20 protein-coding genes and 1 pseudogene are annotated in these 23479 nt (G+C 68.3%); 14 read left to right on the plus strand and 7 right to left on the minus strand.

Annotated features, from left to right (window positions below; translation table 11 throughout):
• Positions 1-32 precede the first annotated feature (32 nt).
• Genes B1790_RS23080 through B1790_RS23090 form a run of 3 tightly spaced genes read right to left on the minus strand, consistent with a single transcriptional unit; the run spans position 33 to position 2957 of the window.
• The gene (locus B1790_RS23080; protein WP_079925598.1) at positions 33-884 is read right to left on the minus strand and encodes a glycosyltransferase family 2 protein; all 852 of its coding nucleotides are present in this window, start codon (positions 882-884) and stop codon (positions 33-35) included.
• On the minus strand, positions 881-1867 hold the full coding sequence (locus B1790_RS23085) for a glycosyltransferase (RefSeq protein WP_079925599.1): 987 nt from the start codon (positions 1865-1867) through the stop codon (positions 881-883). Before B1790_RS23085 ends, B1790_RS23080 begins: the two co-directional genes overlap by 4 nt.
• The gene (locus B1790_RS23090) at positions 1791-2957 is read right to left on the minus strand and encodes a glycosyltransferase (RefSeq protein WP_079925600.1); all 1167 of its coding nucleotides are present in this window, start codon (positions 2955-2957) and stop codon (positions 1791-1793) included. The genes B1790_RS23085 and B1790_RS23090 overlap by 77 nt, the downstream gene beginning before the upstream one ends.
• 173 nt (positions 2958-3130) lie before the next feature.
• Here B1790_RS23090 and B1790_RS23095 point away from each other — a divergent pair, with 173 nt between their 5' ends.
• From B1790_RS23095 to B1790_RS23140, 10 genes and pseudogenes are all read left to right on the plus strand, one after another.
• A complete protein-coding gene (locus tag B1790_RS23095) occupies positions 3131-3586 on the plus strand; it encodes a MaoC family dehydratase N-terminal domain-containing protein (protein ID WP_079925601.1) in 456 nt (151 codons plus the stop codon).
• Between the two features lie 83 nt (positions 3587-3669).
• A complete protein-coding gene (locus B1790_RS23100) occupies positions 3670-3984 on the plus strand; it encodes a DUF3140 domain-containing protein (RefSeq protein ID WP_079925638.1) in 315 nt (104 codons plus the stop codon).
• A 32-nt stretch (positions 3985-4016) separates the two neighbouring features.
• Positions 4017-4472, plus strand: a complete 456-nt coding sequence (locus tag B1790_RS23105) for a Fur family transcriptional regulator (RefSeq protein WP_079925602.1) — start codon at positions 4017-4019, stop codon at positions 4470-4472.
• Between the two features lie 36 nt (positions 4473-4508).
• The gene (katG, locus tag B1790_RS23110) at positions 4509-6746 is read left to right on the plus strand and encodes a catalase/peroxidase HPI (RefSeq protein WP_079925603.1); all 2238 of its coding nucleotides are present in this window, start codon (positions 4509-4511) and stop codon (positions 6744-6746) included.
• Positions 6747-6814: 68 nt separating this feature from the next.
• Complete coding sequence (locus B1790_RS23115) at positions 6815-8287, plus strand: amidase (protein ID WP_079925604.1); 1473 nt, start codon at positions 6815-6817, stop codon at positions 8285-8287.
• 13 nt (positions 8288-8300) lie between these two features.
• Positions 8301-9767: a phospholipase D-like domain-containing protein gene (locus tag B1790_RS23120; protein ID WP_079925605.1), complete on the plus strand. Its 1467-nt coding sequence runs from the start codon at positions 8301-8303 to the stop codon at positions 9765-9767.
• A gap of 34 nt (positions 9768-9801) precedes the next feature.
• Complete coding sequence (locus B1790_RS23125) at positions 9802-12093, plus strand: glycoside hydrolase family 3 C-terminal domain-containing protein (RefSeq protein WP_142271462.1); 2292 nt, start codon at positions 9802-9804, stop codon at positions 12091-12093.
• A 113-nt stretch (positions 12094-12206) separates the two neighbouring features.
• Positions 12207-12383 (plus strand): annotated as a pseudogene (locus B1790_RS23130) (BatC protein); the annotation flags it as partial.
• Positions 12384-12395: 12 nt separating this feature from the next.
• Positions 12396-13604, plus strand: a complete 1209-nt coding sequence (locus tag B1790_RS23135; protein ID WP_079925608.1) for a cupin domain-containing protein — start codon at positions 12396-12398, stop codon at positions 13602-13604.
• A complete protein-coding gene (locus tag B1790_RS23140) occupies positions 13601-14491 on the plus strand; it encodes a sucrase ferredoxin (protein WP_079925609.1) in 891 nt (296 codons plus the stop codon). Before B1790_RS23135 ends, B1790_RS23140 begins: the two co-directional genes overlap by 4 nt.
• Here B1790_RS23140 and B1790_RS23145 read toward each other — a convergent pair.
• The 3 genes from B1790_RS23145 to phoU all read right to left on the minus strand — a co-directional run bounded on the left by B1790_RS23145 (position 14463) and on the right by phoU (position 16241).
• The gene (locus B1790_RS23145; protein WP_079925610.1) at positions 14463-14771 is read right to left on the minus strand and encodes a hypothetical protein; all 309 of its coding nucleotides are present in this window, start codon (positions 14769-14771) and stop codon (positions 14463-14465) included. The two genes, B1790_RS23140 and B1790_RS23145, sit on opposite strands and share 29 nt — an antisense overlap.
• An 18-nt stretch (positions 14772-14789) precedes the next feature.
• The gene (locus B1790_RS23150) at positions 14790-15383 is read right to left on the minus strand and encodes a hypothetical protein (RefSeq protein WP_079925611.1); all 594 of its coding nucleotides are present in this window, start codon (positions 15381-15383) and stop codon (positions 14790-14792) included.
• Between the two features lie 207 nt (positions 15384-15590).
• Positions 15591-16241 (minus strand): phosphate signaling complex protein PhoU, encoded by a 651-nt coding sequence (gene phoU / locus B1790_RS23155; RefSeq protein WP_079925612.1) that lies wholly within the window; start codon positions 16239-16241, stop codon positions 15591-15593.
• Between the two features lie 143 nt (positions 16242-16384).
• On the opposite strand from phoU, the gene B1790_RS23160 reads away from it, so the two are divergent.
• The 3 genes from B1790_RS23160 to B1790_RS34400 all read left to right on the plus strand — a co-directional run bounded on the left by B1790_RS23160 (position 16385) and on the right by B1790_RS34400 (position 21469).
• The gene (locus B1790_RS23160) at positions 16385-17758 is read left to right on the plus strand and encodes an MFS transporter (RefSeq protein ID WP_079925613.1); all 1374 of its coding nucleotides are present in this window, start codon (positions 16385-16387) and stop codon (positions 17756-17758) included.
• A gap of 184 nt (positions 17759-17942) precedes the next feature.
• Positions 17943-19079 (plus strand): cellulase family glycosylhydrolase, encoded by a 1137-nt coding sequence (locus tag B1790_RS23170; protein ID WP_079925639.1) that lies wholly within the window; start codon positions 17943-17945, stop codon positions 19077-19079.
• Positions 19080-19222: 143 nt separating this feature from the next.
• The gene (locus B1790_RS34400) at positions 19223-21469 is read left to right on the plus strand and encodes a PE-PPE domain-containing protein (protein WP_158083869.1); all 2247 of its coding nucleotides are present in this window, start codon (positions 19223-19225) and stop codon (positions 21467-21469) included.
• Here B1790_RS34400 and B1790_RS23180 read toward each other — a convergent pair.
• Entirely contained in the window at positions 21462-22082 is a 621-nt protein-coding gene (locus B1790_RS23180) for a TetR/AcrR family transcriptional regulator (protein ID WP_079925616.1), read from the minus strand. The two genes, B1790_RS34400 and B1790_RS23180, sit on opposite strands and share 8 nt — an antisense overlap.
• A 117-nt stretch (positions 22083-22199) precedes the next feature.
• On the opposite strand from B1790_RS23180, the gene B1790_RS23185 reads away from it, so the two are divergent.
• Complete coding sequence (locus tag B1790_RS23185) at positions 22200-23237, plus strand: aldo/keto reductase (RefSeq protein WP_079925617.1); 1038 nt, start codon at positions 22200-22202, stop codon at positions 23235-23237.
• Positions 23238-23479: the final 242 nt, after the last annotated feature.

The following is a 23479-nucleotide window of genomic DNA, read 5'->3' on the forward strand; positions in this document are numbered from 1 at the left end:
ACACACAGCGGTATGCCCCCACCTCGAACACGTCAAACGGAACCGAGGTCAACGGCTTCTGGACTGATCCGAGGTGTCCCGTGAGCGTCGCGCGAGATCAGCCCCCGTTCGTCGAAGGCGTCGAGCCACCCCCGCATCGGCCACCATCCCCAGCGTCGGTGGAACGTGACGGCGTTCGTCACGATGTCCCTGAGGTGCTCGACCGGCGGATCGGAGATCGGGTGGAACTGGTGAAACGCGTGCGCACCGCCCACCCACCGCAGCCCGACCGACCCGGCGGCCGCGCGTTGCGCGTAGTCGGTGTCCTCTCCGCCGTAGCCCGTGTAGTCGGTGCAGAAACCGCCGATGCGCTGCCACACCGACGCGGTGACGGCGAACGACAGCGACCAGAAGAGTTCGTACTCGACGCCCGCCTCGGTGACGCCTGCCGCCGGAGCGGGTCTGGCCGGATGAGGATCGGCGAGGTTGGACAGGCGGTCCAGGTCGTACCCGTCGGGCCCGGGGGGCGGGAGGTAGGTGACGGGCCCACAGAGCAGCGCACCCGCGTGCGCGGGATTGCGTGCCGCGAGGAGGTAGTGGGTGAGCATGTCGGGCGCGGGGATGCAGTCCACGTCCAAGAAGACGAGCAACTCGGCGCCATCGTCGATCGCCACGTGGGCGCCGAGATTGCGCGCCTCCGCCATCGGGATGCGCGCTGATTCCGTCCGCAGCGGAACGCCGAGCGTGCGGTCGCCACGGCCCCGAACCGTTCCGAGTGCGTGGTCGTCGTCGACCGCCACCACGACGTGCCGGTCGGCCCGAATGTCGCTGCGGTCAAGGCCTTCCAGCTGCCTGCGCAGGTGTGAGGTGCGGCCACGTACGGCCGTCACGATCGCCGTCTTCACGCCGCGGCCACCTGGTCGATCAGCGCCGCCGCCCGGGCCGCCGAATGGGACGTCTGCCATCGATCCCACACGTCCGAGCCAAGGGCGCGCGCGTCGTCGACGAGGTGAGGCCAGTCCGAGAGATCGGGCCACTGGGGTCGTACCACCGCAAGTCCCGCGCGGTGCAAGGCCCGTGCGGTGGCCCGTTGCTCGGCGAATGGTCGGTCCTGGGCGACGATGATCGCCGGCCGGCCCGCCGCGGCGATGTCGGCGACGGAGCCTTGGCCTGCTGACGAGACCACCACGTCGGCCGCGCACAACTCGGGCCAGGGGTCCTCGGCCCACGGACCGCCCTTCACGCCGAGCGTCGTCCACGAAAACTCGGGATGTGCTGCGGCGCATCGGTCCACCGTGTCGGTCGTAAGGGCGGCACCACCGGATCCGTTGAGCACCAAGATACTTGGGCGGTCACGAGGGGATCGCTTGGGCCGTTGGCGACCGTCGAAACGGCTGATGCCGCCGACGTAGGTCGTCTTCTGGGAGTGCTGCGCCAACCAGGGTGGCTCGTAGAGCTTCTGCGGCCACGCCGCCACGATGTGTTCTGCTGTCCGGTAGGCCAATTCGTGGGCGGCGTCGGTCCTGTCGCCCGGCATGGCCACCACGACGACGGGGACGCCGAGCAGGCGCACCAACAGCGTCACCTCGACCGACACGTCGACCACCATCACCCGCGGTCGGTGGGTCGAGACCCACTCGGTGATCATGGCCATGCGCTCGCGAAGGCCCGCGTCGTGAAGGGGTGCCCAGTGCAGCGCTCCGCCTCCGTGGACGTTGACGTGAGCGGTGCCGTCGTCGTCGCGCGGGAGCTGAACCGTCGAGACCCCTGGCCGCTCGGGGATGGCGAGTGACGACAGGATGGTGACGGGCTCACGCAGGTGTGCGCAGATGCTGGTCGCCCTGGCCAGATGCCCCCGACCGTGGTGATGCACGTAGTAGCCAATCATTGTCGGCGGATTTCCGTTCGTCGATGAGGTCGCGATAGATGGTGAGGTAGCGCGTCACCATGGAGCGCGCGCTACACCTGGCGATGGCGCTGTCGCGCACGGATTCCCGCGGGAGGAGCACTGCCGCGGGAATCGCCGCGGCCATCGCGAAGACGTCGCCGGGGGCGACGAGGCGACCGCTCTTGGCGTCGATCACCTCGGGAATTCCGCCGCGCGCGAAGGCGACGACGGGGGTGCCACACGCGGCCGCCTCGGCGGCGACCAGGCAGTAGGGTTCGTCCCACAGCGGCGTCACCAGGGCGGCCGCCGCGCCGCCAACCAGCGACGCCAACTCTTGTTGGTCGAGATGTCCTGCGTAACAGACGCGTTCGCTCAACTTGGGTGCGATGAGTTCGCGGAAGTAGTCCGCATTGCCGATGGGGCCCGCCAGTACCAGGCGACGCCCGGACACCGCCGCCGCCGCAATCGCGAGGTGCGTCCCCTTCTCGGGGGTCAGCCGGCCCGACCACACCAGATGGTCACCGCCAGGGCCCGCCGGCCACCGGGACGGGTCGACGCCGTTGGGCACCAAGTGCATTCGATCGGCGACGACGTGACGCCACGTGCCGGCCGTGAACCCGCTCACGGCGGCGAAGGCGGAGCCCGCACCGCCGGTGGCACCGATCGCGGACTCGAGCCACGGGAACGGCGGCGTATGGAAGGTTGTCAACATCGGAGTGCGCAACCGCGGTGCCAGATGGATCGGCACGTGATGAAGGCAGTGGTTGTGGATGACGTCGACGTCGTGGGCGCCGTCGTCGACGAGGTGCCGCATGAGGTCGAGGAAGGCGTGGTGGTCGGATTCCTTCACCGCGCCTGGCAACGGGAAGGGCCCCGCCGCGGCCGCGGTGCGCGGCAGGGGCGTGATCGTCAGGCCGGGATCCCCGGAATCGAGGTCCGAATCGCCGTCGGCGAACAGGGTGACGCGATGGCCCTCGTCGGCGAGCGCGCGCGCCAGATGCCACACGTGGGCTTCGAGGCCGCCGGCGAACGGTTGGCGGATGGGGAACCGGTTGTGGGCGATGAGGGCGATGTGCAGGCGTGAGGTCATGCCGACGTCCGGTGGTCGGTTACACCATTGTCTACTAAGGTCACGCGCAGCCCTTTGGCCCGGGGACGGACGGGCCGTGGGTACTTACCCCGTCCCACGGGCTTGTAACAACGCGCGCCAAGATGGTCAGACAAAGTGATCGGGGCGAGTCCGACCAGCTAGATTCGTCAGTCATGGCCCTGTCCCCAGACCTCGTCGGCATGACCTACGAGCATCCTGAGCCGTTCGTGGTCGGACGTGAGGAAGTCCGCCAGTACGCGGCGGCGGTGAAGAACCAGGACGCCGCCTATCACGACGAGGACGCGGCGCAGGCGCTGGGCCACGACGCGATCCTGGCTCCGCTGACGTTCATCTCGATCCTCGGATATCGAGCCCAGATGGCGTTCTTCGACCACGCGAACGTCGTGATCACCGACGAGAAGCTCATCCAGGCCGAGCAGAGCCTGAAGATCTTCCTTCCCATCAAGGCCGGGGACGTCCTGCGCTGTCGCATCCGCATCGACTCGCTGCGACGGGCGTTCGGCGCGGACGTCCTCACGCTCAAGAGTTGGATCGTCAACCAGGACGGCGAGACCGTTCAGGAGGACTACACGACGATGGCGGGACGCACCGAGCCCGACGAGGCCTGACGGTCCGGGTGTTTCCCCGGCGCCCCACGGGGTAAGTCCTCGGCGCGCGGCAATGCGCACGAAGAGTGGTGGGGAGCGTCAAGGTGGCAGACGACGTCGGGCGGCAGCGGACGTGGAAGGAGTTCTCCGCGGCGGTCAACATGACGGCGTCGGAGCTCACGGAGTGGCTCGACGGCGACGAGTCGAAGTCGACGGGGCACGCTGGCGGGCGGCACCTCGTGGCGATCCTCGAGACGAAGAAGGCCGACCTCTCCCTTGGCGACTACGACCACATGCAAGAGGCGGTGGGTTACGTCAAACGCCATCTCGCGCAACGTCCGTCGGGTGAGGTGGACGATTCCTCCTGGCGCTTCTCGCTGATGAACTGGGGTCACGATCCACTCAGGAAGAACTCTTGACTCATTCCAGACAACGTACTAAAACGGATGACGTGGGTGCTTCAGTCGAGTTCCGGCGACTGCTGCGGGAGGCGGCGCTGCGGGTAACGCGGCCACGGGTCGCCGTGCTCGGCGCCGTGTACGCCAACCCGCACGCCGACACCGAGACGATCACCCGCGCGACCCGCGCCCAGGTGCCCGACGTCTCCCACCAAACCGTCTACGACGCGCTGAGCGCACTCACCGCGGTCGGCCTGGTGCGCCGAATTCAGCCCGCGGGATCGGTGGCGCGCTACGAGGCCCGCGTCGGGGACAACCACCATCACGTGGTGTGTCGATCGTGCGGCGCCGTCGCCGACGTCGACTGTGCCGTCGGCGACGCGCCCTGCCTCGTCCCCGCCGACGGCGACGGCCACCTCGAAGGCTTCACGGTCGACGAGGCGGAAGTCATCTACTGGGGCTATTGTCCCGACTGCTCGACGGTGAGCCCAGCTCGATCAGAGTCGTGAAACCCAGCCCGTTTCGCCAACCCTGGAAGGAATGTCGTGTCAACCGATACATCCGATAGCCGCCCGCCAGCGCCCGCCTCCGGGACTCAGTCCAACAGCGAGAGCGAGAACCCGGCAATCCACTCTCCTGAGCCGAAAGCGCATGCGCCGCTGCGGAATCAGGACTGGTGGCCCGAGCAGGTCGACGTCGCGGTGCTGCATCGCCAGTCCGAGAAGGGCAACCCGCTTGGCGGCGACTTCGACTACGCCGAGGAGTTCGCCAAGCTCGACGTCGACGCGCTCAAGGCCGACGTCCTCTCAGTGATCACCACGTCGCAGGACTGGTGGCCCGCCGACTACGGCAGCTACGCCGGTCTGTTCATCCGGATGAGCTGGCACTCCGCAGGCACCTACCGCATCTTCGACGGACGCGGCGGCGGCGGCCAGGGTAGCCAGCGGTTCGCCCCGCTGAACAGCTGGCCCGACAACGCCAACCTCGACAAGGCCCGCCGGCTGCTGTGGCCCGTCAAGCAGAAGTACGGCAACAAGATCTCGTGGGCCGACCTGCTGGTGTTCGCCGGCAACGTCGCACTGGAGTCGGCCGACTTCCAGACGTTCGGCTTCGGCTTCGGCCGTGAGGACATCTGGGAGCCGGAGGAGATCCTGTTCGGCCAGGAAGACACCTGGCTGGGCACCGACAAGAGGTACTCCGGCGAGCGTGAGTTGGCCGAACCGTTCGGCGCGACCACCATGGGCCTGATCTACGTCAACCCCGAAGGCCCAGAAGGCAAGCCGGATCCGCTGGCCGCCGCCCACGACATCCGCGAGACCTTCGGCCGGATGGCCATGAACGACGAGGAGACCGCCGCGCTGATCGTCGGCGGACACACCCTCGGCAAGACCCACGGTGCCGGTGACGCCGAGCTGGTCGGTCCCGAGCCCGAGGGCGCGCCGATCGAACAGCAGGGCCTCGGCTGGAAGTGCGCCTACGCCTCAGGCAAGGGCGCCGACACCGTCACCAGCGGACTCGAGGTGGTCTGGACCCCCACCCCGACCAAGTGGAGCAACGCCTACCTCGAACTGCTCTACGGCTACGAGTGGGAGTTGACGAAGAGCCCCGCCGGCGCATGGCAATTCGAGGCCAAGGACGCCGAGGAGATCATCCCCGACCCCTTCGACTCCACCAAGAAGCGCAAGCCCACGATGCTCGTCACCGACGTCTCGATGCGGGTCGACCCCGTCTACGGTCCGATCACCCGGCGGTGGCTCGACCACCCCGAGGAGCTCAACGCGGCGTTCGCCAAGGCCTGGTACAAGCTGCTGCACCGTGACATGGGACCCGTCACCCGCTACCTCGGACCCTGGGTGGCCGAGCCGCAACTGTGGCAGGACCCGGTGCCGCCGGTCGACCACGCCCTGATTGACTCCGACGACGTCGCCTCGCTCAAGGCCGCGGTGCTGAACAGCGGAGTCGGCATTCCGCAACTGGTCAAGACGGCGTGGTCGGCGGCGTCGAGCTTCCGCAGCACCGACAAGCGTGGCGGCGCCAACGGCGCACGTCTTCGCCTTGAGCCGCAGCGCAATTGGGAGGTCAACGAGCCCTCCGAACTGGCCTCGGTGCTGCCCGCGCTCGAGAAGATCCAGCAGGACTTCAACTCCTCGGCGACCGACGGCAAGAAGGTGTCGCTCGCCGACGTCATCGTCCTGGCCGGATCCGCGGCGGTGGAGAAGGCGGCCAAGGACGCGGGGTTCGAGATCGACGTGCACTTCGCGCCGGGGCGCACCGACACCACGCAGGCCGAGACCGACGTCGAGTCCTTCGCGGTACTCGAACCTCGAGCCGACGGGTTCCGCAACTACATTCGGCCCGGCGAGAAGACCGCCGTGGAGAAGCTCTTGGTCGAGAAGGCGTACTTCCTCGACCTCACAGCGCCGGAGCTGACGGTGCTCATCGGCGGACTGCGTGCGCTGAGCGCCAATCACGGCGGGACCAAACACGGTGTCTTCACCGACAAGCCGGGTGTGCTGACCAACGACTTCTTCGTCAACCTGCTCGACATGAGCACGAAGTGGAAGCCGTCGGAGACCAGCGAGAACGTCTACGAGGGCACCGACCGCACCAGCGGTGAGTTGAAGTGGACGGCCACCGCCAACGATCTGGTGTTCGGGTCGAACTCGGTGTTGCGCGCCGTCGCCGAGGTCTACGCACAGGACGACAACCGGCAGCGGTTCGTCGAGGACTTCGTCGCGGCATGGGTGAAGGTGATGAACCTCGATCGGTTCGACCTGCACTGATCGTCTGTTCGACACCGGGCCGGATGCCTTCGGGGTCCGGCCCGGTTCGTCGAGTTCTACAGTGAGGCATGAATTTCGAGGAGTACCGCGGCTACGACGCCACCGGCCTGGCCCACCTCGTAGCCAACGGGGAAGTGTCGGCGGCCGAATTGCTCGAGCTGGCGCGTGCCAGGGCAGCGGTGGTCAACCCGCGGATCAACGCGATCGTTCGTGACGTACCCGCGACGCCGACAAGCGATCTCGTCGGCCCGTTCGCCGGTGTCCCGTTCCTCGTCAAGGACTTGGCCCAGGACTACGCGGGCCTACCGACCTCGTCGGGATCGCGTGCGCTTGCGTCGACTCCCGTTGCGCAGCACGCGACGATCGTCCAGCGGTGGATCGACGCCGGGCTGGTCATCTTCGGCAAGACCAATACCCCCGAGTTCGGCGCCAAGGGCGTCACCGAGCCCGCGGTGTGGGGGCCGGCGCGCAACCCCTGGAATCTGGGGCGCACGCCCGGCGGGTCCTCCGGCGGGTCCGCTGCCGCAGTCGCCGCGGGCATCGTGCCTTGTGCCGGCGCCAACGACGGCGGCGGGTCGATCCGCATTCCGGCGGCCTGCTGCGGGCTCGTCGGCTTGAAACCCGGCCGCGGACTTACCCCCTCGGGTCCGGTGAGCAGTGAACCCATGCACGGCGCCGCCGTCCAGGGCGTGGTCTCCCGCACGGTCCGCGACACCGCGGGAATGCTCGACGTCATCAGCGGCGGTGAGCCGTCCGGACCCTACGTGCCAGGACTGCCTGCCTCGCCGTTCGCGCGGTGCGTCGGCGAGGATCCAGGACGACTGCGGATCGGCGTGCACGTTCCGTCGTCGATCAATCCGTCGCCGCACCCAGAGGCATTCGCGGCGGTCGAGGCCACCGTGCGCGCCCTGACCGACCTCGGACACGACGTCGACGAGTTGACCACGGCGCCATACGACGACGCGGTGTTGGCCAAGGACTTCCTGCTCACCTGGTTCGTCCACGTCGCGTGGGACGTCGCCGAGGCCAAGCGGCTGACGGGTGCGGGTGACGAGTCCTTCGAGCGCGACACGCTCATCATGGCGGCCCTTGGCCGTGCGACCGGCGGCGTCGACTACGTGGCCGCCGTCGAACGGCGACACCAGCACACGCTCCGGCTGACGGACTTCTTCGACACCCATGACCTGCTGCTGACGCCCACCTTGGCGACCCCTCCGCCGCGGATCGGCGAATTCGACCTTCCGGTGGCGCTGCAACGCAGTGCCGACGTGCTGATCAAGACCCGCACCGCCCGGCTGTTGCGCTACACCAAGATCGTCGACGACATGGTGGACCAGAACCTCGGCTGGGTGCCCTACACGCAGCTCGCGAATCTCACTGGGCGACCGGCCATTTCGCTGCCCCTGCACCAGACGGCCGACGGGCTGCCGTTGGGCGTCCAGTTCGTCGCACCCCTGGCGGGTGAGGCGCTGCTGCTCCGCTTGGCCGCCCAACTCGAAGAGGCGCTGCCGTGGGCCGATCGCGTGGCACCCGCGGTGTGATAGACACGGCGCTATGTCAGCGCCGCGCGTGACCGGCGACCGCCTCCTGGTGCCGGGGGAGACGTGCTGGCGCCTCGAGCATGCCGAGCAGTTCGCCTTCATCGTGGATGCGGCCGACTACTTTCGCCACACCAAGGCGGCGATGCTGCGCGCCAAGCACCGCATCCTCCTCATCGGGTGGGACTTCGACGCCAGGACGGTCTTCGAACCCGGCGGCAAGACCCTGCCCGGGTACAACGAGCTGGGGCCGTTCCTTCGGTCGCTGGTCCGCAAGCGGCCCACGCTCGAGGTGCACGTCCTGCGATCCAATCTGAGGTTGCTGCCCGCGTTCGAGGGGCTGTGGACGGGCGTCACCCCCGTCTCGGTGATGAACCGCTTCAGCAGCGAGCGCATGCACTTCGCCATCGACGGCGCGCACCCCACGGGTGCCGTTCACCACCAGAAGATCGTCGTGGTCGACGACTCCGTCGCCTTCTGCGGTGGCATCGACTTCACCGTCGACCGGTGGGACACCCCTGAGCACCTCGACGAGAACAGGCTGCGGCGCGCGCTCGGGGAGCCCCACGGGCCCCGCCACGAGGTGGCGGCCGCGGTGGACGACGCCGCGGCGCGGGCGCTCGGCGAGGTCGCCCGAGACCGCTGGTTGGCCGCCACCGGGCAGTCCCTCGAGCCGGTCGAGTCCACCAGGGACGTCTGGCCCGACGCGCTGGCGCCCACTTTGCGTGACGTCGACGTCGCGATCGCGCGCACCATGCCCCGGCTCGGCGACGGCGAGGAAATACGCGAGGTGGAGGCACTGAACCTCGCGGGGATGGCGGCCGCGCGCGAGACCATCTACCTGGAGAACCAGTACCTCGCCTCGCGGACGTTGGTCGACGCCCTCGCGGCGCGGCTGCGCGAGCCGGCCGGTCCTGAGATCGTGATCGTGATCCCGCGCAAGTCCGAGAGCCCGCTGGAGGAGCGCTCGATGGACAGCGCCCGCTACCGCATGCTGAAGAGGTTGTGGGCGGCCGACCTGCACGACCGGCTCGGGGTGTACTGGCCGGTCACCGACGGTGGCACCCCCGTGTACGTGCACGCGAAGGTCATGGCGGTCGACGACCGCCTCTTCCGGGTTGGCTCGTCGAACCTCAACAACCGCTCGCTGGGTTTCGACAGCGAATGTGACGTCGCCGTCGAGGCCGTCGGTCCCGACGAGTCGGACGTTGCCCGCACGATCGTGACGCTGCGCAACGCGCTCGTCTGCGAGCACCTCGGCGTGGACGTCGAGGAGTTCGAGCGGGAACACGCCGAACGGGGGTCCTTCCTCGCGGCCGTCGAGGCTTTGCGCGGTTCGGGCCGCACCCTGCTGCGGTTCACCGCCGAGACGGTGGTTGGGGAGGCCAGTCTTTGGGCGGAGAACGACCTGATGGACCCCGACCGGGTGCCCGAGTCCTTCGCCAGGAGCGTGGCGAGGTGGCTCGGCGGGTTCGTCGACTGACGGGGTACCCGAGCCGGCGGGCACCATGGACGGCATGACGACCCCACCCCTGGCCCGGCTGTCCCTAGAGCGGTTGTCCCTGGCGGAGAAGGCCTCATTACTCAGCGGCGCCGACTTCTGGCACACCGCAGCGCTCGAGGGTCACGGCATTCCCTCGATCATGCTCACCGACGGCCCGCACGGTCTTCGCAAGCAGCGTGGGACGGGCGATCATCTTGGGCTCGGCGACAGCGTGCCCGCCACGTGCTTCCCGCCCGCCGTCGCCATGGGCTCGTCGTGGGACGTCGACCTCGTTCGGCGCGTCGGCGAGGCGATCGGTACCGAGGCGGCCGTCGAGAACGTCGCCGTGGTGCTCGGACCTGGCGTGAACATCAAGCGATCGCCGTTGTGCGGGCGCAACTTCGAATACTTCTCGGAGGATCCCGTCACCGCCGGGGTACTCGGCGCGGCCATGGTCGACGGCATCCAGAGTCGCGGCGTCGGCGCGTCGCTCAAGCACTTCGCGGCCAACAATCAAGAGACCGACCGGATGCGGGTCAGTGCCGACGTCGACCCGCGGCCGTTGCGCGAGATCTATCTGCGCGCGTTCCAACGCGTCGTCGAGGACGCCCGCCCGTGGACGGTGATGTGCTCCTACAACCGCGTCAACGGCGTGTACGCGTCGGAGGATCGGTGGCTGCTGACCACGGTGCTGCGCGAGGAGTGGGGTTTCGACGGGCTGGTGGTGTCGGACTGGGGCGCGGTCGACGACCGCGTCCGGGCGCTGGCCGCGGGTCTTGATCTGGAGATGCCGGGGTCGCGCGGCACCACCAATGCGCAACTGGTGGCGGCGGTCGCCGACGGATCCCTTGACGCGGACGTGGTCGACGTCGCGGCCGACCGCATGTTGGCGCTGGTCGACCGGACCAGGGCCGCCGTCGAGAACCCGGCGACGCTCGACGTCGACGCCCACCACGCCCTGGCGCGGGAGGCGGCGGGGCGTTCCATCGTCCTGCTGAAGAACGACGGCGGGCTGCTACCGCTGGCGCAGGACGCCAACATCGCCGTGATCGGTGCCTTCGCCGCCGAACCGCGCTACCAGGGTGCCGGCTCGTCGATGATCAGCCCCACCCGGCTCGACAACGCGCTCGACGAAATACGTTCGCTGACAACCGGATCGGTGACCTACGCCGCCGGATTCAGTACCGCGGTCGAGGTCTCGGATGCCGAGTCGGCCGGCTTGCGCGACGAGGCGGTGGCCGCCGCGTCCGGTGCCGACGTCGCCGTCGTCTTCCTTGGCCTGCCCGCCCGGCTGGAGTCCGAGGGCTACGACCGCGACGACGTCGACCTGCCCGCCGCGCAGCTGGCCGTCTTGGCGGCCGTCGTCGAGGCGAACCCCAACGTCGTCGTCGTGCTGTCCAACGGCGGAGTCGTCGCCCTGCCCTTCGCCGCCAGCGTGCCTGCGATCCTCGAGGGGTGGCTGCTTGGTCAGGCGGGCGGCGGGGCCACGGCCGACGTCCTCTTCGGCGTGGTCAACCCGTCGGCCAAGCTGACGGAGACCGTTCCGCTGCGGTTCGCCGACAGCCCTGCCTACCTGGACTTCCCAGGCGAGTTCTCCCACGTGCGCTACGGCGAGGGCCTGTTCGTGGGATATCGCTGGTATGACGCCCGCGATCTCGACGTCGCCTATCCCTTCGGTCATGGGTTGTCCTACACCACCTTTGAGTACGGGGCGCCGTCCGCGACCACTCTGGCCGACGGGGACGTCGACGTCCGGGTTGCCGTGACCAACACCGGATCGGTGGCCGGCCGCGAGATCGTCCAGCTGTACTCGTCGCTGCCAACGGCCGTCACGCAGCGCCCGCCGCGCGAGTTGAAGGCGTTCGCGTCCGTTGCGCTGGAGGCGGGCGAGACGCGCGAGGTGACCCTGCGGGTGCGGCGAAAGGATCTGGCGTACTGGGACGTTCGCGTCGACTCCTGGATCGTCGAGGACGGCACCTACACCCTCGAGGTCGCCGCCTCCAGCCGGGACGTCCGCGCGTCGGTGCGGGTCGAGGTCGCCGGCGACCCCGTGACCCTGCCGCTGTCGCGCACGTCGTCGATCGGCGAGGTGCTGGCCGACCCCGTCGCCGGCCCGGTCCTGCAGGCCGCGATCGCCGAGATGATGGGCGCCGCACCGGATGCCGCGGGCCTCGTGCCCGAGGGCGTCGACCTCCAGAAGATGCTCGACTCGTTCCCCATCGGCCGGGTCGCAATGTTCGGCGCGGACGTCGACCCCGCCATGGTCGACGCACTCCTCGCGACGGGACGGGTCCGACCAGGTGCCCGGGTAGACGCCGACGGTTAGGCCAGCCGTACCTTCGGTTTACGAACCCCACGGGTGGGCAACCCGCAGTCACCGCGACGTAGCAGGGCCTACCTGCGCAAGCCCCGATGCGGTTCGATGAAGGAGATGGTTCCATGGCGATCAACGACGACGACATCACGACGACCGGCGCCGGTGGCGAGGGTCCTGCCGACGGTGGCTCCAACCCCGAGGGCCATGACGGTGGTGCGGACGGCAGTGCCGGTGGCGAGGGTCCTGCCGACGGTGGCTCCAACCCCGGCGGTCACGACGGTGGTGCGGACGGCACTGCCTGACCCAGCACCATGCTGAACCGTTGCATCGGCACCGACCCCCAGACGTTCGCCCGCGAACACTGGGGGCGGTTGCCGTTGCTCACCAGGGCGGCGGATCTGCCCCGCGACTTCGACGACCTCCTGTCGAGCACCGACGTCGACGAGCTGCTCGCCGAGCGCGGTGTGCGGGCCCCGTTCATCCGGGTGGCCAAGGAGGGCGGGCTGGTGGCGCGGGACGCCTATCTGGGGCCGGCCGGCTTCGGCGCCGAGATGCCCGACCAGGTCGACTCCGCGAAGGTGCTCGCCCAATTCGCCTCCGGCGCAACGATAGTACTTCAGGGCCTGCACCGACTGTGGCCCCCGATCATCGACTTCGTCAGAGGCATGGTCGACGACCTGGGGCATCCCGTGCAGGCCAACGCCTACGTGACGCCGCCGCAGAACCGCGGGTTCGACCCGCACTACGACGTCCACGACGTCTTCGTACTGCAGACCGCGGGCACCAAGCACTGGACCGTCCACGAACCGGTCCACGTCGACCCCCTCGGCACCCAACCGTGGACCGATCACCGCGACGCCATCACCCGGCGGGTCCAAGACGAACCCGTCGTCGACGCCGTGCTCAATCCCGGTGACGCGCTGTATCTGCCCCGCGGCTGGATTCATTCGGCTCGCGCGCTTGGCGAGACGTCGGTGCACCTGACGATCGGTGTCGCCCCCTTCACCGGAATGGACGTGGTGCGCGCGGTCGTCGACCAGTTGGAGGGCGTTGCCGACTTCCGGAGGTCGCTGCCCGCGGCAGTCGACGTCACCGACCAGAGCGAAATGGTCGCAACCGTCACCAAACTCGTCGCCGAGCTGACCGACCGGCTGCGCGATCACGTCTTCGAACTCGGCGAGGAAGCTGCGACGAGGATGCGGTCGCGATACGCCGACCGGACCCGGCCCGTCGCGGTCCGCCCGCTCGCGTCGTTGGCGGCGGCGGAGCAGGCCGCCACCACCGCGGTCCGTTGGCGCCACGGCCTGGTCGCCACCGTTCATCGTCAGGACGGGCGGGTGCACCTGGTCCTGCCCGACCGCACCATCAGCCTGCCCGACGTCTGCGCCGACGCGATCGCCGCATTGCACGCCGGCCTGGTCGCCGACGCCGGTGCGCTGCCAGGCTTGGACGCGGCCGACGGGGAAGTGGTGATTCGCCGATTGCTCCGCGAGGCGGTCGTGATGCCGGCCAACGGATGACGCTGCCGGCCGGCTGGCGGCCCTGCAGCGACATGTCGCGGGAACGCGTCGACCCCATGTACGGCACGGCGTCGGCCGGGTCGGCGTGGTTGATGCTCGAATTGTGCGGCGCCTGGGGACCTTCGGCGTTCATGGACTCGCCGTCGGTGGTCGACCCCGGGCTGGGACGGGCGATCGTCCGGAGGGCCGAGCAGGCGGGCATGCGGATCGCGGCGATCCGGCGGCCGGGCCGCAGGCCTGCGACGCGGCGCTGGCGCTGGTTCGTCGCCCGTTCCCAGCTCGGCGCCGAAGCTCTGTTCCATGGTGAGGTCGACGGTCCGGACGGGTACCTCGGCTTGGCGCTCGACGGGTCCGACGGGCACGCGACCGACGGTCCCCTGGTGGCAGTATGCGCGCACGGCAGGCACGACCAGTGCTGCGCCGTCCGGGGCCGAGGCGCGGCGGCTGCGATCGCGGCGGAGTATCCCGAATTCACTTGGGAGTGCTCGCATTTGGGTGGTGACAGGTTCGCCGCCACGATGCTGATCCTGCCAGAGGGTCTGTGCTACGGCCGTGTCGAGTCGGCGGACGCCGCCCACCTGGTGACGCTGTACGCCGAGGGGCGGGTGGACAACGGCCTGCTGCGAGGTCGGACGTCGCTACCGCACGTGGTGCAGGCAGCTCAGTACTTCGCCCGCGAGACATACGGCGACGACCGCGTGCAGGCCTGGGCGCCGATGCGGATGGAGCCGGGTGACGGCGCGACGCGGGTGGTGCTGGCCGCCGATTCCGGCCCAGTCGAGGTCGTCGTCGGCGAGCAGCTGTCCGAACCGCTGCTTTCTCAATGCAGCGCAACGATTCCCGGGCGGGTGCGCACCTTCACGTTGACGTCGACGACGCGGGGCTAGACACGGGGGTCTGCCACCTGGCCCGCCGCTGCTCGTCGGTCTGCTCCCACCAGGGCGGCGTCCCGCGTTCCCCCAGTGCGACCTTCGCGGCCTGTACGCCCGCGCGGGCGGCTCGTTCCTCGTCGGTTCCCTTGGTACGGCGCACTTCTCTGCGCCACGCCATCAGGATCTTGGTGAGCTCGGCCCGGCGCTCCTCGGGGATCGCCGGATCGGTCGCCCGCCACCGGCGCCCCTTGACGACGAAGTAGTGGCCGTCCTCGGTGACCGACGGTTCGTTCACCCGCTCGAGTCTAAGGACTCAGCTGCGGCGGTTGGCCCAACCGTCGTCGCCGTAGGCGAAGAGTTGTAGCGCCCGGTCCCAGGACCGGGCCCGGGAACGGTCGAGCGCCCTGCGGACGGCCACGCCGACGAGTCCGCAAAGGACCACGGCCAGCAGCCAGACCGACCAGCCCGCACTGGTGGCGTTGACCGAGGCGTCGGCCGGTCGAAGGGGTGCACTGACGACCTTGCCCGTGTCGTCGAGCCACACGGTGATCGGCGCGCCCGCCGCGACGGACCCTGGGCTGGCGATGCGTTCGGTGCGTTCGTGGCCAGCCTCACTCCACTTGGCGTCGACGTAGAGGGGCGTGCCGAACTCGGTCGGGGTGTCGGTGCCGGTCACCGCGTGGGCCTCCACGGAGTGGCGGGTCTGCACTTCCGCCTCGACGAACTGCATCGTCGAGGCATAGGCCCGGTCGGCGACGTTCATGGCAACGGGGATGGCAAGCAGGGTCATCAGGAACAGCGCCACGAACGTCAGCGCCTCGAGTCGGTCGCTGGCGCGGGTCAGCGGATTGCGTTGAAGCGCGCGAATGTTCCAGCGGAAGTGCTGAGCAAACGATTGCGCGCTCATCGGCGCGGTCCAAGTCGAAGTTCGGCAGTTCTCGTCAACACCTCATCCATGGTGACACCGGCGCCGGGAGCTGCCAAGTTTTACGCCGTCAGGGCGATGAGCATCACAGCAGGTGAGTGGCGGGGACCACTGCAGGCCCTGAATCGACGGTGGTGTGACCGGGCCCACCGGGAAGGGTGGATACCCCGTCCAGCAAACGTTGTCGGGTCACGTTGTCTCGGGGGTCTCGCCGGTGACCTGGAAGACGATGCGGCGCCCGATCTGCGCGGCGTGGTCGGCGAAGCGCTCGTAGAAGCGTCCGAGCAGGGTGATGTCGACCGCCGCCGCCACCCCGTGGCTCCACCGGTCGTCCATCATCATGGTGAAGAGGTGCCGGTGGAGTTGATCCATGGCGTCGTCGTCGCGGCCGATCTGGGCGGCCTGCTCGGGATCGCGGGACAGCACGACGTCCTTGGCGTTGTTGCCGAGGTCGACGGCGATGCGTCCCATCTCGGCGAAGTACCCGTTGACCTCCTCGGGGACCGCGTAGTCCGGGTGCCTTCGGCGGGCGATCTTCGCGACGTGCAACGCCAAGCCGCCCATCCGTTCGGCGTCGGCCACGTTCTGCATCGAGCTCACCACCACTCGCAGGTCTCCGGCGACGGGCGCCTGCAGGGCGAGCAGAAGCAGGGAGGCTTCCTCGGCCTGGGCCTGCATGTGGGTCAGGTGGTCGTGGTCGGTGATGACGTGCTCGGCGAGCGGCAGGTCGGCTTGCAAAAGGGCCTGGGTAGCCCGTTCCATTGCCAGACCGGCAAGGCCGCACATCTGACTCAGCGTCTCGATGAGGGAGTTGAGCTCGCCGTGGAAGTCGTTCCGCATGATTCTTGTACTACCCGACGCGACGCCGGCCCGCCCCGGTGGGGCGCATATCGCCGCGCCGAACGCACGCATCGTGAACGCGAACGTCGAGCGGGGCCGTCAACATGCGTGCGCTGGGCGGGGCAGGCCGTTATCGTCGCCGGATGAGTGAATCGGCCGCGTCACCGAGCACACCGTCCGGCCCCACCCTCGCGCCGACGAGCACCCAGCGGGCAGTGCTCAACACGATGAAGGGCTCGGCGGGAAATCTCGTCGAGTGGTACGACGTCTACGTCTACACGGTGTTTGCCACGTACTTCGAGGCCCAGTTCTTCGACAAGACCGACAAGAACTCGACGCTGTACATCTACGGCATCTTCGCGGTGACCTTCATCATGCGGCCGGTCGGCTCGTGGTTCTTCGGTCGATACGCCGACCGCCGCGGACGCAAGTCGGCGCTGATGCTCAGCATCACGGTGATGTCGGCGTGCTCGTTCGTGGTGGCCATCATGCCGACGCGCGAGATCATCGGCTGGTGGGCGGCGGTGATCCTGATCCTCGCCCGGCTGGTGCAGGGTTTCGCCACCGGCGGGGAGTACGGGACGTCGGCGACCTACATGTCCGAGGCAGCCACCCCACATCGGCGCGGTTTCCTGTCGTCGTTCCAGTACGTCACCCTCATCGGCGGTCACGTGCTCGCGCAGTTCACGCTCCTCATCCTGCTGAGCTTCCTCGACGTCGAGACGGTGACGGCGTGGGGCTGGCGAGTCGGCTTCTTCATCGGTGGCATCGCCGCGCTGGTGGTGCTCTGGCTGCGCCGCTCGATGGACGAGTCGCTCAGTGAGTCCTACCTCGAGGCGGTCCGCGCGGGCACCGACAAGGCCGCGGGATCGCTGAAGGCGCTGTTCACCACCCACTGGCGACCCCTGCTGCTGGTCTTCCTCATCACCGCAGGCGGCACGGTGGCGTTCTACACCTACACGATCAACGCACCGGCGATCGTCAAGTCCACCTTCGGCGCCGACCGGGCCCTGACCGCGACGTGGATCAACCTCGCCGGGCTGATCTTCCTGATGCTCCTGCAGCCTCTTGGCGGGCTGCTCAGCGACAAGGTCGGTCGCAAGGTGCTCCTGGTGTTCTTCGGCGTCGGCGGCGTGCTGTACACCTACGTGCTGTTGACCTACCTGCCGCAGGCCACGTCACCGCTGCTGGCCTTTGCGCTCACTGCGGTCGGGTACGTGATCCTCACCGGGTACACGTCGGTGAACGCCATCGTGAAGGCGGAACTGTTCCCCGCCGAGGTGCGGGCGCTCGGCGTCGGATTGGGTTACGCGCTCGCCAACTCCGCGTTCGGCGGCACCGCGCCCCTGCTGTATCAGGCGGCGAAGTCCTCCGACCGCATCGTCGAGTTCATCGTCTACGTCACCATCGTCATCGGCGTCAGCCTGGTGGTCTACGTCTTCGGGCTGAAGAACAAGGGGATGACGGTGCTCGATCACGAGCAGGGCAGCGCGTGGACGGTGCCGACCCGCCGCTGACGAGGGGTGCCACGGCCGCAGGCTTCACGTACGGTGGGGCGTGGCGCCGGACCCGCGACCTCAGGGGCGTGACGTCGTCGCCAGAGGCGTTGTGCCATAACGTCTTTCGTCGTCTCCCGATTCGAAGGACTGCAGCTTGGTTGGCGATCCCGTACCCGGCCCAGGACAACCCGCTCGTCGCGTGATTCACCGTAGGACGGCCCTCAAGGTTCCGCTGATACTGGCCGGTGGGGCGGCGCTGACCTCGACGCCCCTGGCGGCCGCGGCGGGAGGCGGACGATGGTCGATCGAGCGGGCCCAGGGTTGGCATCGGGCCCATCGCGGATTGGTCGGCGCCAACTACATTCCGTCCAACGCGATCAACCAGCTCGAGATGTTTCAGCGAGAGACCTACGACATCCGGCGCATCGACGCCGAGCTCGTCATGGCCAGGCGAATCGGGCTCAACACCATCCGGGTGTTCCTGCACGACTTGCTGTGGACCCAGGACCGCCGCGGCTTCATCCGCCGTCTGATGCAGTTCGTGACCGTCGCGGCGCGGCGTGGCATCAAACCGCTGTTCGTCTTCTTCGACTCCTGCTGGGACCCGCGACCCGCACTCGGTCCGCAGCGTGCGCCCGCACCAGGCGTGCACAACTCCGGTTGGGTGCAGAGCCCCGGCGCCGAACGCCTCGACGACCGGAAGTACGTCGGCGTCCTCAAGGAGTACGTCACCGGGGTGATGACCCAGTTCCGCAACGACGACCGCGTGCTGGGGTGGGATCTGTGGAACGAGCCAGACAACCCCGCGACCGTCTACCGCAAGGTCGAGCGGACGGACAAGGACGACCTCGTTGCGGCGCTGCTCCCGCAGGTCTTCCAATGGGCGCGCGAGGTCGACCCGAGTCAACCCTTGACCAGCGGCGTGTGGCAGGGCGAGTGGGCGAACCCCGGCAAGCGCAGCACCATCGCGGGCATCCAGCTCGACAACTCCGACGTCACCACCTTTCACTCCTACGCAGAGCCGAGGGGGTTCGAAGCGCGGATCGCCGAACTGGCCCCCTTGCGGCGGCCGATCCTCTGCACCGAGTATCTGGCCCGCTCACTGGGCAGCAGCGTGGAGGGAATCCTGCCCATCGCCCAACGACTCGACGTCGGGGCCTTCAACTGGGGTTTGGTTGCGGGCAAGACTCAGACGTTCCTGCCGTGGGACTCGTGGGATCGGCCGGACCCCAATCCGAAGGTGTGGTTCAGCGACCTCCTGGGCCCGGACGGACGGCCGTATCGGGACTCCGAGATACGCGCGATTCGGCGGCTGACCCCCTTGCTTCGCGCGAAGTAGCGGTCGCCACCATTTGCTGGTGGCAACGCCGTCAACATTTGCCAGGTCTCGCACAAAAATTTGAGAGCAATTTCACACTGCCGGTTTCGCGCGTGTTACGGTGCTGAGATCTTCCTGAGAATCTCGGCGAATGGACTGGTCACATGGCATCCAAGCATCGCAAGCATCCTGGCGTGGCCACTCGAATCGCGACGGTTGGTGTCGCCACCGCAACGGTGACAGCGCTAGCCATGAGTGCGGCACCGCCGCCATTGGCGAATGCGGCGGCAACTCCGAGTTCGCCTGGCCTCCCGCCGATGCAACTCGCCCCCGGCGCGCCCGATCCGGCGTCCATCCCCGATCTGACCTTCGGCTTCGGCGGGCAGACCTACGACTCCTTCCAGGCGCTCGGGGCTGCACTTGAGACGACGTTGCTGAACAACGTCAACCTGGCCGGGGTGTTGAAGAATCTGGGCTACGACCCGGAAGCCGCCGTCAACGCAGCGTTGGGCAACGCGCTGACGCAAGCCCTGACCGGCGTCACGGTCGACCTCGGCAGCGTTCCGGTCCTCGGGCCAATTCTCACCAAGGCCGGCATCACCAACGCAGGGGCGATCCTCGAGCTGCTCGGGTTCAACCTTCTCGACCCGTTCAACCTGTCCGGCGCCGCCACCCCCGGCCTGAACATCATCACCGCAGGCCCGCCGTTCAGCCTGTTGAAGTTCCTTGGCATCGACCTTGGCTGGGTGCCGGGGTTCCCGAATTCGGTCGCCGACGAGGTCAACGGCACGCCCTACCTTGGCATCAACGCACTCGCCGTCCTACAGGCCATCCCAACCGGCAACCTGAACATCATCGAGAGGGCCACCCTCGAATCCGTCATCGGGATCGTGTCGAACCTTCCGGGGGCCGACCTGAGCTTGGTCGACGTCCGGGTTCCCGTCGTCGTCGGCTTCGGACTCGGTGCGTTCGCCGCGGGAATGGCGTACCCGCAGGTCGTCGCGGATCTGGCGAATCAACCCGGTGGGGCGAACAACGTGGGCGCCGACCCACTGCTCGGCAGCCTCACCGTCCTGCCGATGATCTTGCTGCGCAACCCCGGTCGCGCCAACGGCGGACTCTTTGCGCGCGCCTACCCGTTGGCCGCGTTGTTCGGCATCGACACCGTCACCCCCGACACCGAGGTGACCAGCAGTTCCGACGGGACCGGGCTCGACATCCCGATCGGCAACACCGGGATCGTGCTCGGTTCGGCGAACCTCATTCCCGTCAAGGTGGACGCCACGGCCGAATACGACCCGTTGTCCGACGTGCCTGCCTGGCCGAATCCGGTGTCACTGGCCAATTCTGCTGCCGCACTTCTCTTCCCGACGTACCTCCTGCGCGGCGTCGACGCGTCCAGTCTGACCGAGGTGCTCACCAACCAGCTGACGCCCCAGCTCGCCGCGGCGCTCGCCAACACCGCCGGCGGTAGTCCACTTGCACTGAACCTGTACGTCACGGTCCCGGTCAACGACGCCCTGCCCCTGCTGGAACCGGTCAAGCTGCCGATCGACCTGATCAACCTCTTCACCGGAGCCAACCTCAACAACCCGCTCGCGACGGCACTGGAACCAGCGCTGACCACCTTGGTCAACCTTGGCTACACCGACGTCAAGCGCACCGTCGTCGACGGCGTCCCGGTCTACGACCGAACCCTCGACCAAGCGAACGTCATCACTCCCTTCGGCACTCTGCCGTCGGGAATCGACTGGGAGAAGGTGCCGGGTGACCTCCTGCTGCAACTGGCAGCCGGTGTCCAGAAGGCGATCGACGACGGGCCGGTCAGCAAGACCCCCGTGGTGAATCCGCTGGCAATCATCGCGAGTCTCCTTGGCCTGAAGGGGCTTCCGGGTGCCGCCAACGCTGTGAACCCGTTGAACGGGATCGCCGACCTGCCCGCACTCGCGGTCGGCGCCAGTACCGCGGGAGCGCAAGGCCTGGTGCCATTGGCGGCGCGGTCGCAGAATCCCGCCCCGACGGCGGCGAAGCTGTTGTCCGACAACGACGTTGCCGACGACACCAAGACAGGCGATGCGAAGACCGAGTCCACCTCGACCGTGAAAGCCTCGACCGAGACCACCTCGACCGAGACCACCTCGACCGAGACCACCCCGCCGTCTAAGACCTCGCCGGTGAAGACTCCGCCCGTAAAGTCAACGAGCGCCGAGGCGGCTGCCAAGCGGGCGCAAGCCAACGCCGACGCCTCCCTCAAGAGGGCCACCGCGCGGCTGGACAAGATCGCCAAGGACGGCCAGCAGCAGATTCAGAAGGTCCTCGGCGACGTGCAGAAGACCGTGAAAACGGTTACCGGGCAGGACAAGTCGACCGACAAGGCCGCCGACAAGCCCAGCGACGGTCCGGCTAGCTAGGCTGGTGTCGGAGGCCGTCCAGGAAGATGGCGACCATGCGTAGGTTGTACTGCACTCCCTCGTCGGGTGCCGGAATGCACAGGAGTGCCACGGCATAGAGGAGGTCGCGCGCGCTGACGTCGGCGCGCACCTCCCCGCGGACGGCTGCGGCGTCCAGGAGCGAGGCGAGGGCCGGGCCAAGCCGGTCGAGGAAGTACGCGGCCAGGGTGTCGAACATCGGGTCGCCCTTGTGCAGCGCCGAGGCGAGCCCCTGCTTGGTGGCGAGCAGGTCGGTGTAGACCCGTATCCACGCGTCGAGCGCTTCGCGTGGCGAATGTGCAGCGCTCAGTGCCGACGCCGCGTCGGCGCAGGCGTCGATCTCCCGCTCCAGGACGGCCTTGACCAGGTCGGAGCGTTGCGGGAAGTGCCGGTACAGGGTGCCCACTCCCACCCCGGCGAGGTCGGTGATCTCCTTCGCGGGCGCGTCGACGCCCGAGGTTGCGAAGACGTCCTTCGCTGCCGCCAGCACTGCGTCGGCATTGCGGAGAGCGTCGGCGCGGCGCCGGCGGGGCGGTTGGTCGCGGGCCGAGCTCGACTCCGACGACGCCGGCTGCTCCTGCGGTTGAGCGTTCAACGTGGCCGTCCTTCCGGTGTTCGACAAGTATCGCTCAGTCTCTGGCGTTCCGGAAACTCATTCCGTATCGTATTCGGAATAGCTTTCCGGATAAGTGACGTCGAGTAGGAGTGGCCGATGCAATACCGAACCCTGGGGCGAACCGGCATCAAGGTCAGTGCGTACGCACTCGGCACGATGCTGCTCGGCTCGCCCGTCGGCAACCCGGACATCGACGACTCGATCCGCATCATTCATCGGGCGCTCGACGCCGGTGTCAACTTCCTGGACACGGCGGACGCGTATTCGATTCCGCCGCAGGGCAACTCCGAGACGGTGGTCGGAAAGGCCCTCAAGGGTCGGCGAGACGGCGTCGTCCTCGCCACCAAGTTCGGACGCCCTGTGAGCGATGACCCCAACCAGCGCGGCGCATCGCGGCGCTGGATCGTCGCCGCGGTCGAGAACTCCTTGCGACGGCTGGGCACCGACTACGTCGACCTGTACCAAGTGCACCGGCCAGATCCCGATACCGACGTCGAGGAGACGCCGTCCGCGCTGACGGATCTGGTCCGTAGCGGGAAGGTTCGCGCGATCGGGTCGTCGACGATGCCCGCGTCGGACATCGTCGAGGCCCAATGGGTGGCCGAGCGCCGCGGATTGGAACGCTTCCGGACGGAGCAACCGCCCTACTCGATCCTCAACCGCAGCATCGAGGCCGAGGTGTTGCCCGTCGCGCAGCGCTACGGGATGGGCGTCGTGGTGTGGGGGCCGCTCGGGCAGGGCATGCTCACGGGCCGGGTCCGCAAGGGGCAGCAGACGGACGTCCGACGGGCCGCGTTCATGAACGCCTTCACCGACGCACGTCGGCTGGACGTCGTGGAACGGCTCGTTCACCTGAGTGCCGAGACGGGCGTGCCGATGTCGCATCTCGCGATGGCCTTCACCATCGCCCACCCCGGCGTGACCAGTGCCCTCCTTGGACCGCGCACGATGGACCAGTTCGACGACCTGGCCGCCGGGTTCGACCTCGCGCTCAGCGACGAGATCCTCGACCAGATCGACTCGATCGTGCCGCCCGGCACCGACGCCGGCGCCTTGGATCAGGCCTATCGCCCACCCGCCCTGCAGGACTCGAGCTTGCGACGTCGCTCCCTCGACGAGAGGCGCGCGGCCTGAAGGGGCGTCTCTAACGCGGCTTAAGGGCGGGTCGACAGGTCTTAGGAAATTCTTACGAAATACGTCAAAGAGTTCTCAACATTCGAACGTATGTTCGAAGTATGAGCGGTGTGGGTGAGGTGCAGGCGGCGGTCGCTGCGCTGCGTGCTGCCCATGATGCGGTGGCGGCGCTGTCCTTCGACCAGTTGACCGCACCCGAACTGCTCGGTGTGTTGGACGATCTGGAGACGCTGACCTGCCAA

This window comes from Mycobacterium sp. AT1 (assembly GCF_002043095.1).
Classification (GTDB): Bacteria; Actinomycetota; Actinomycetes; order Mycobacteriales; family Mycobacteriaceae; genus Mycobacterium.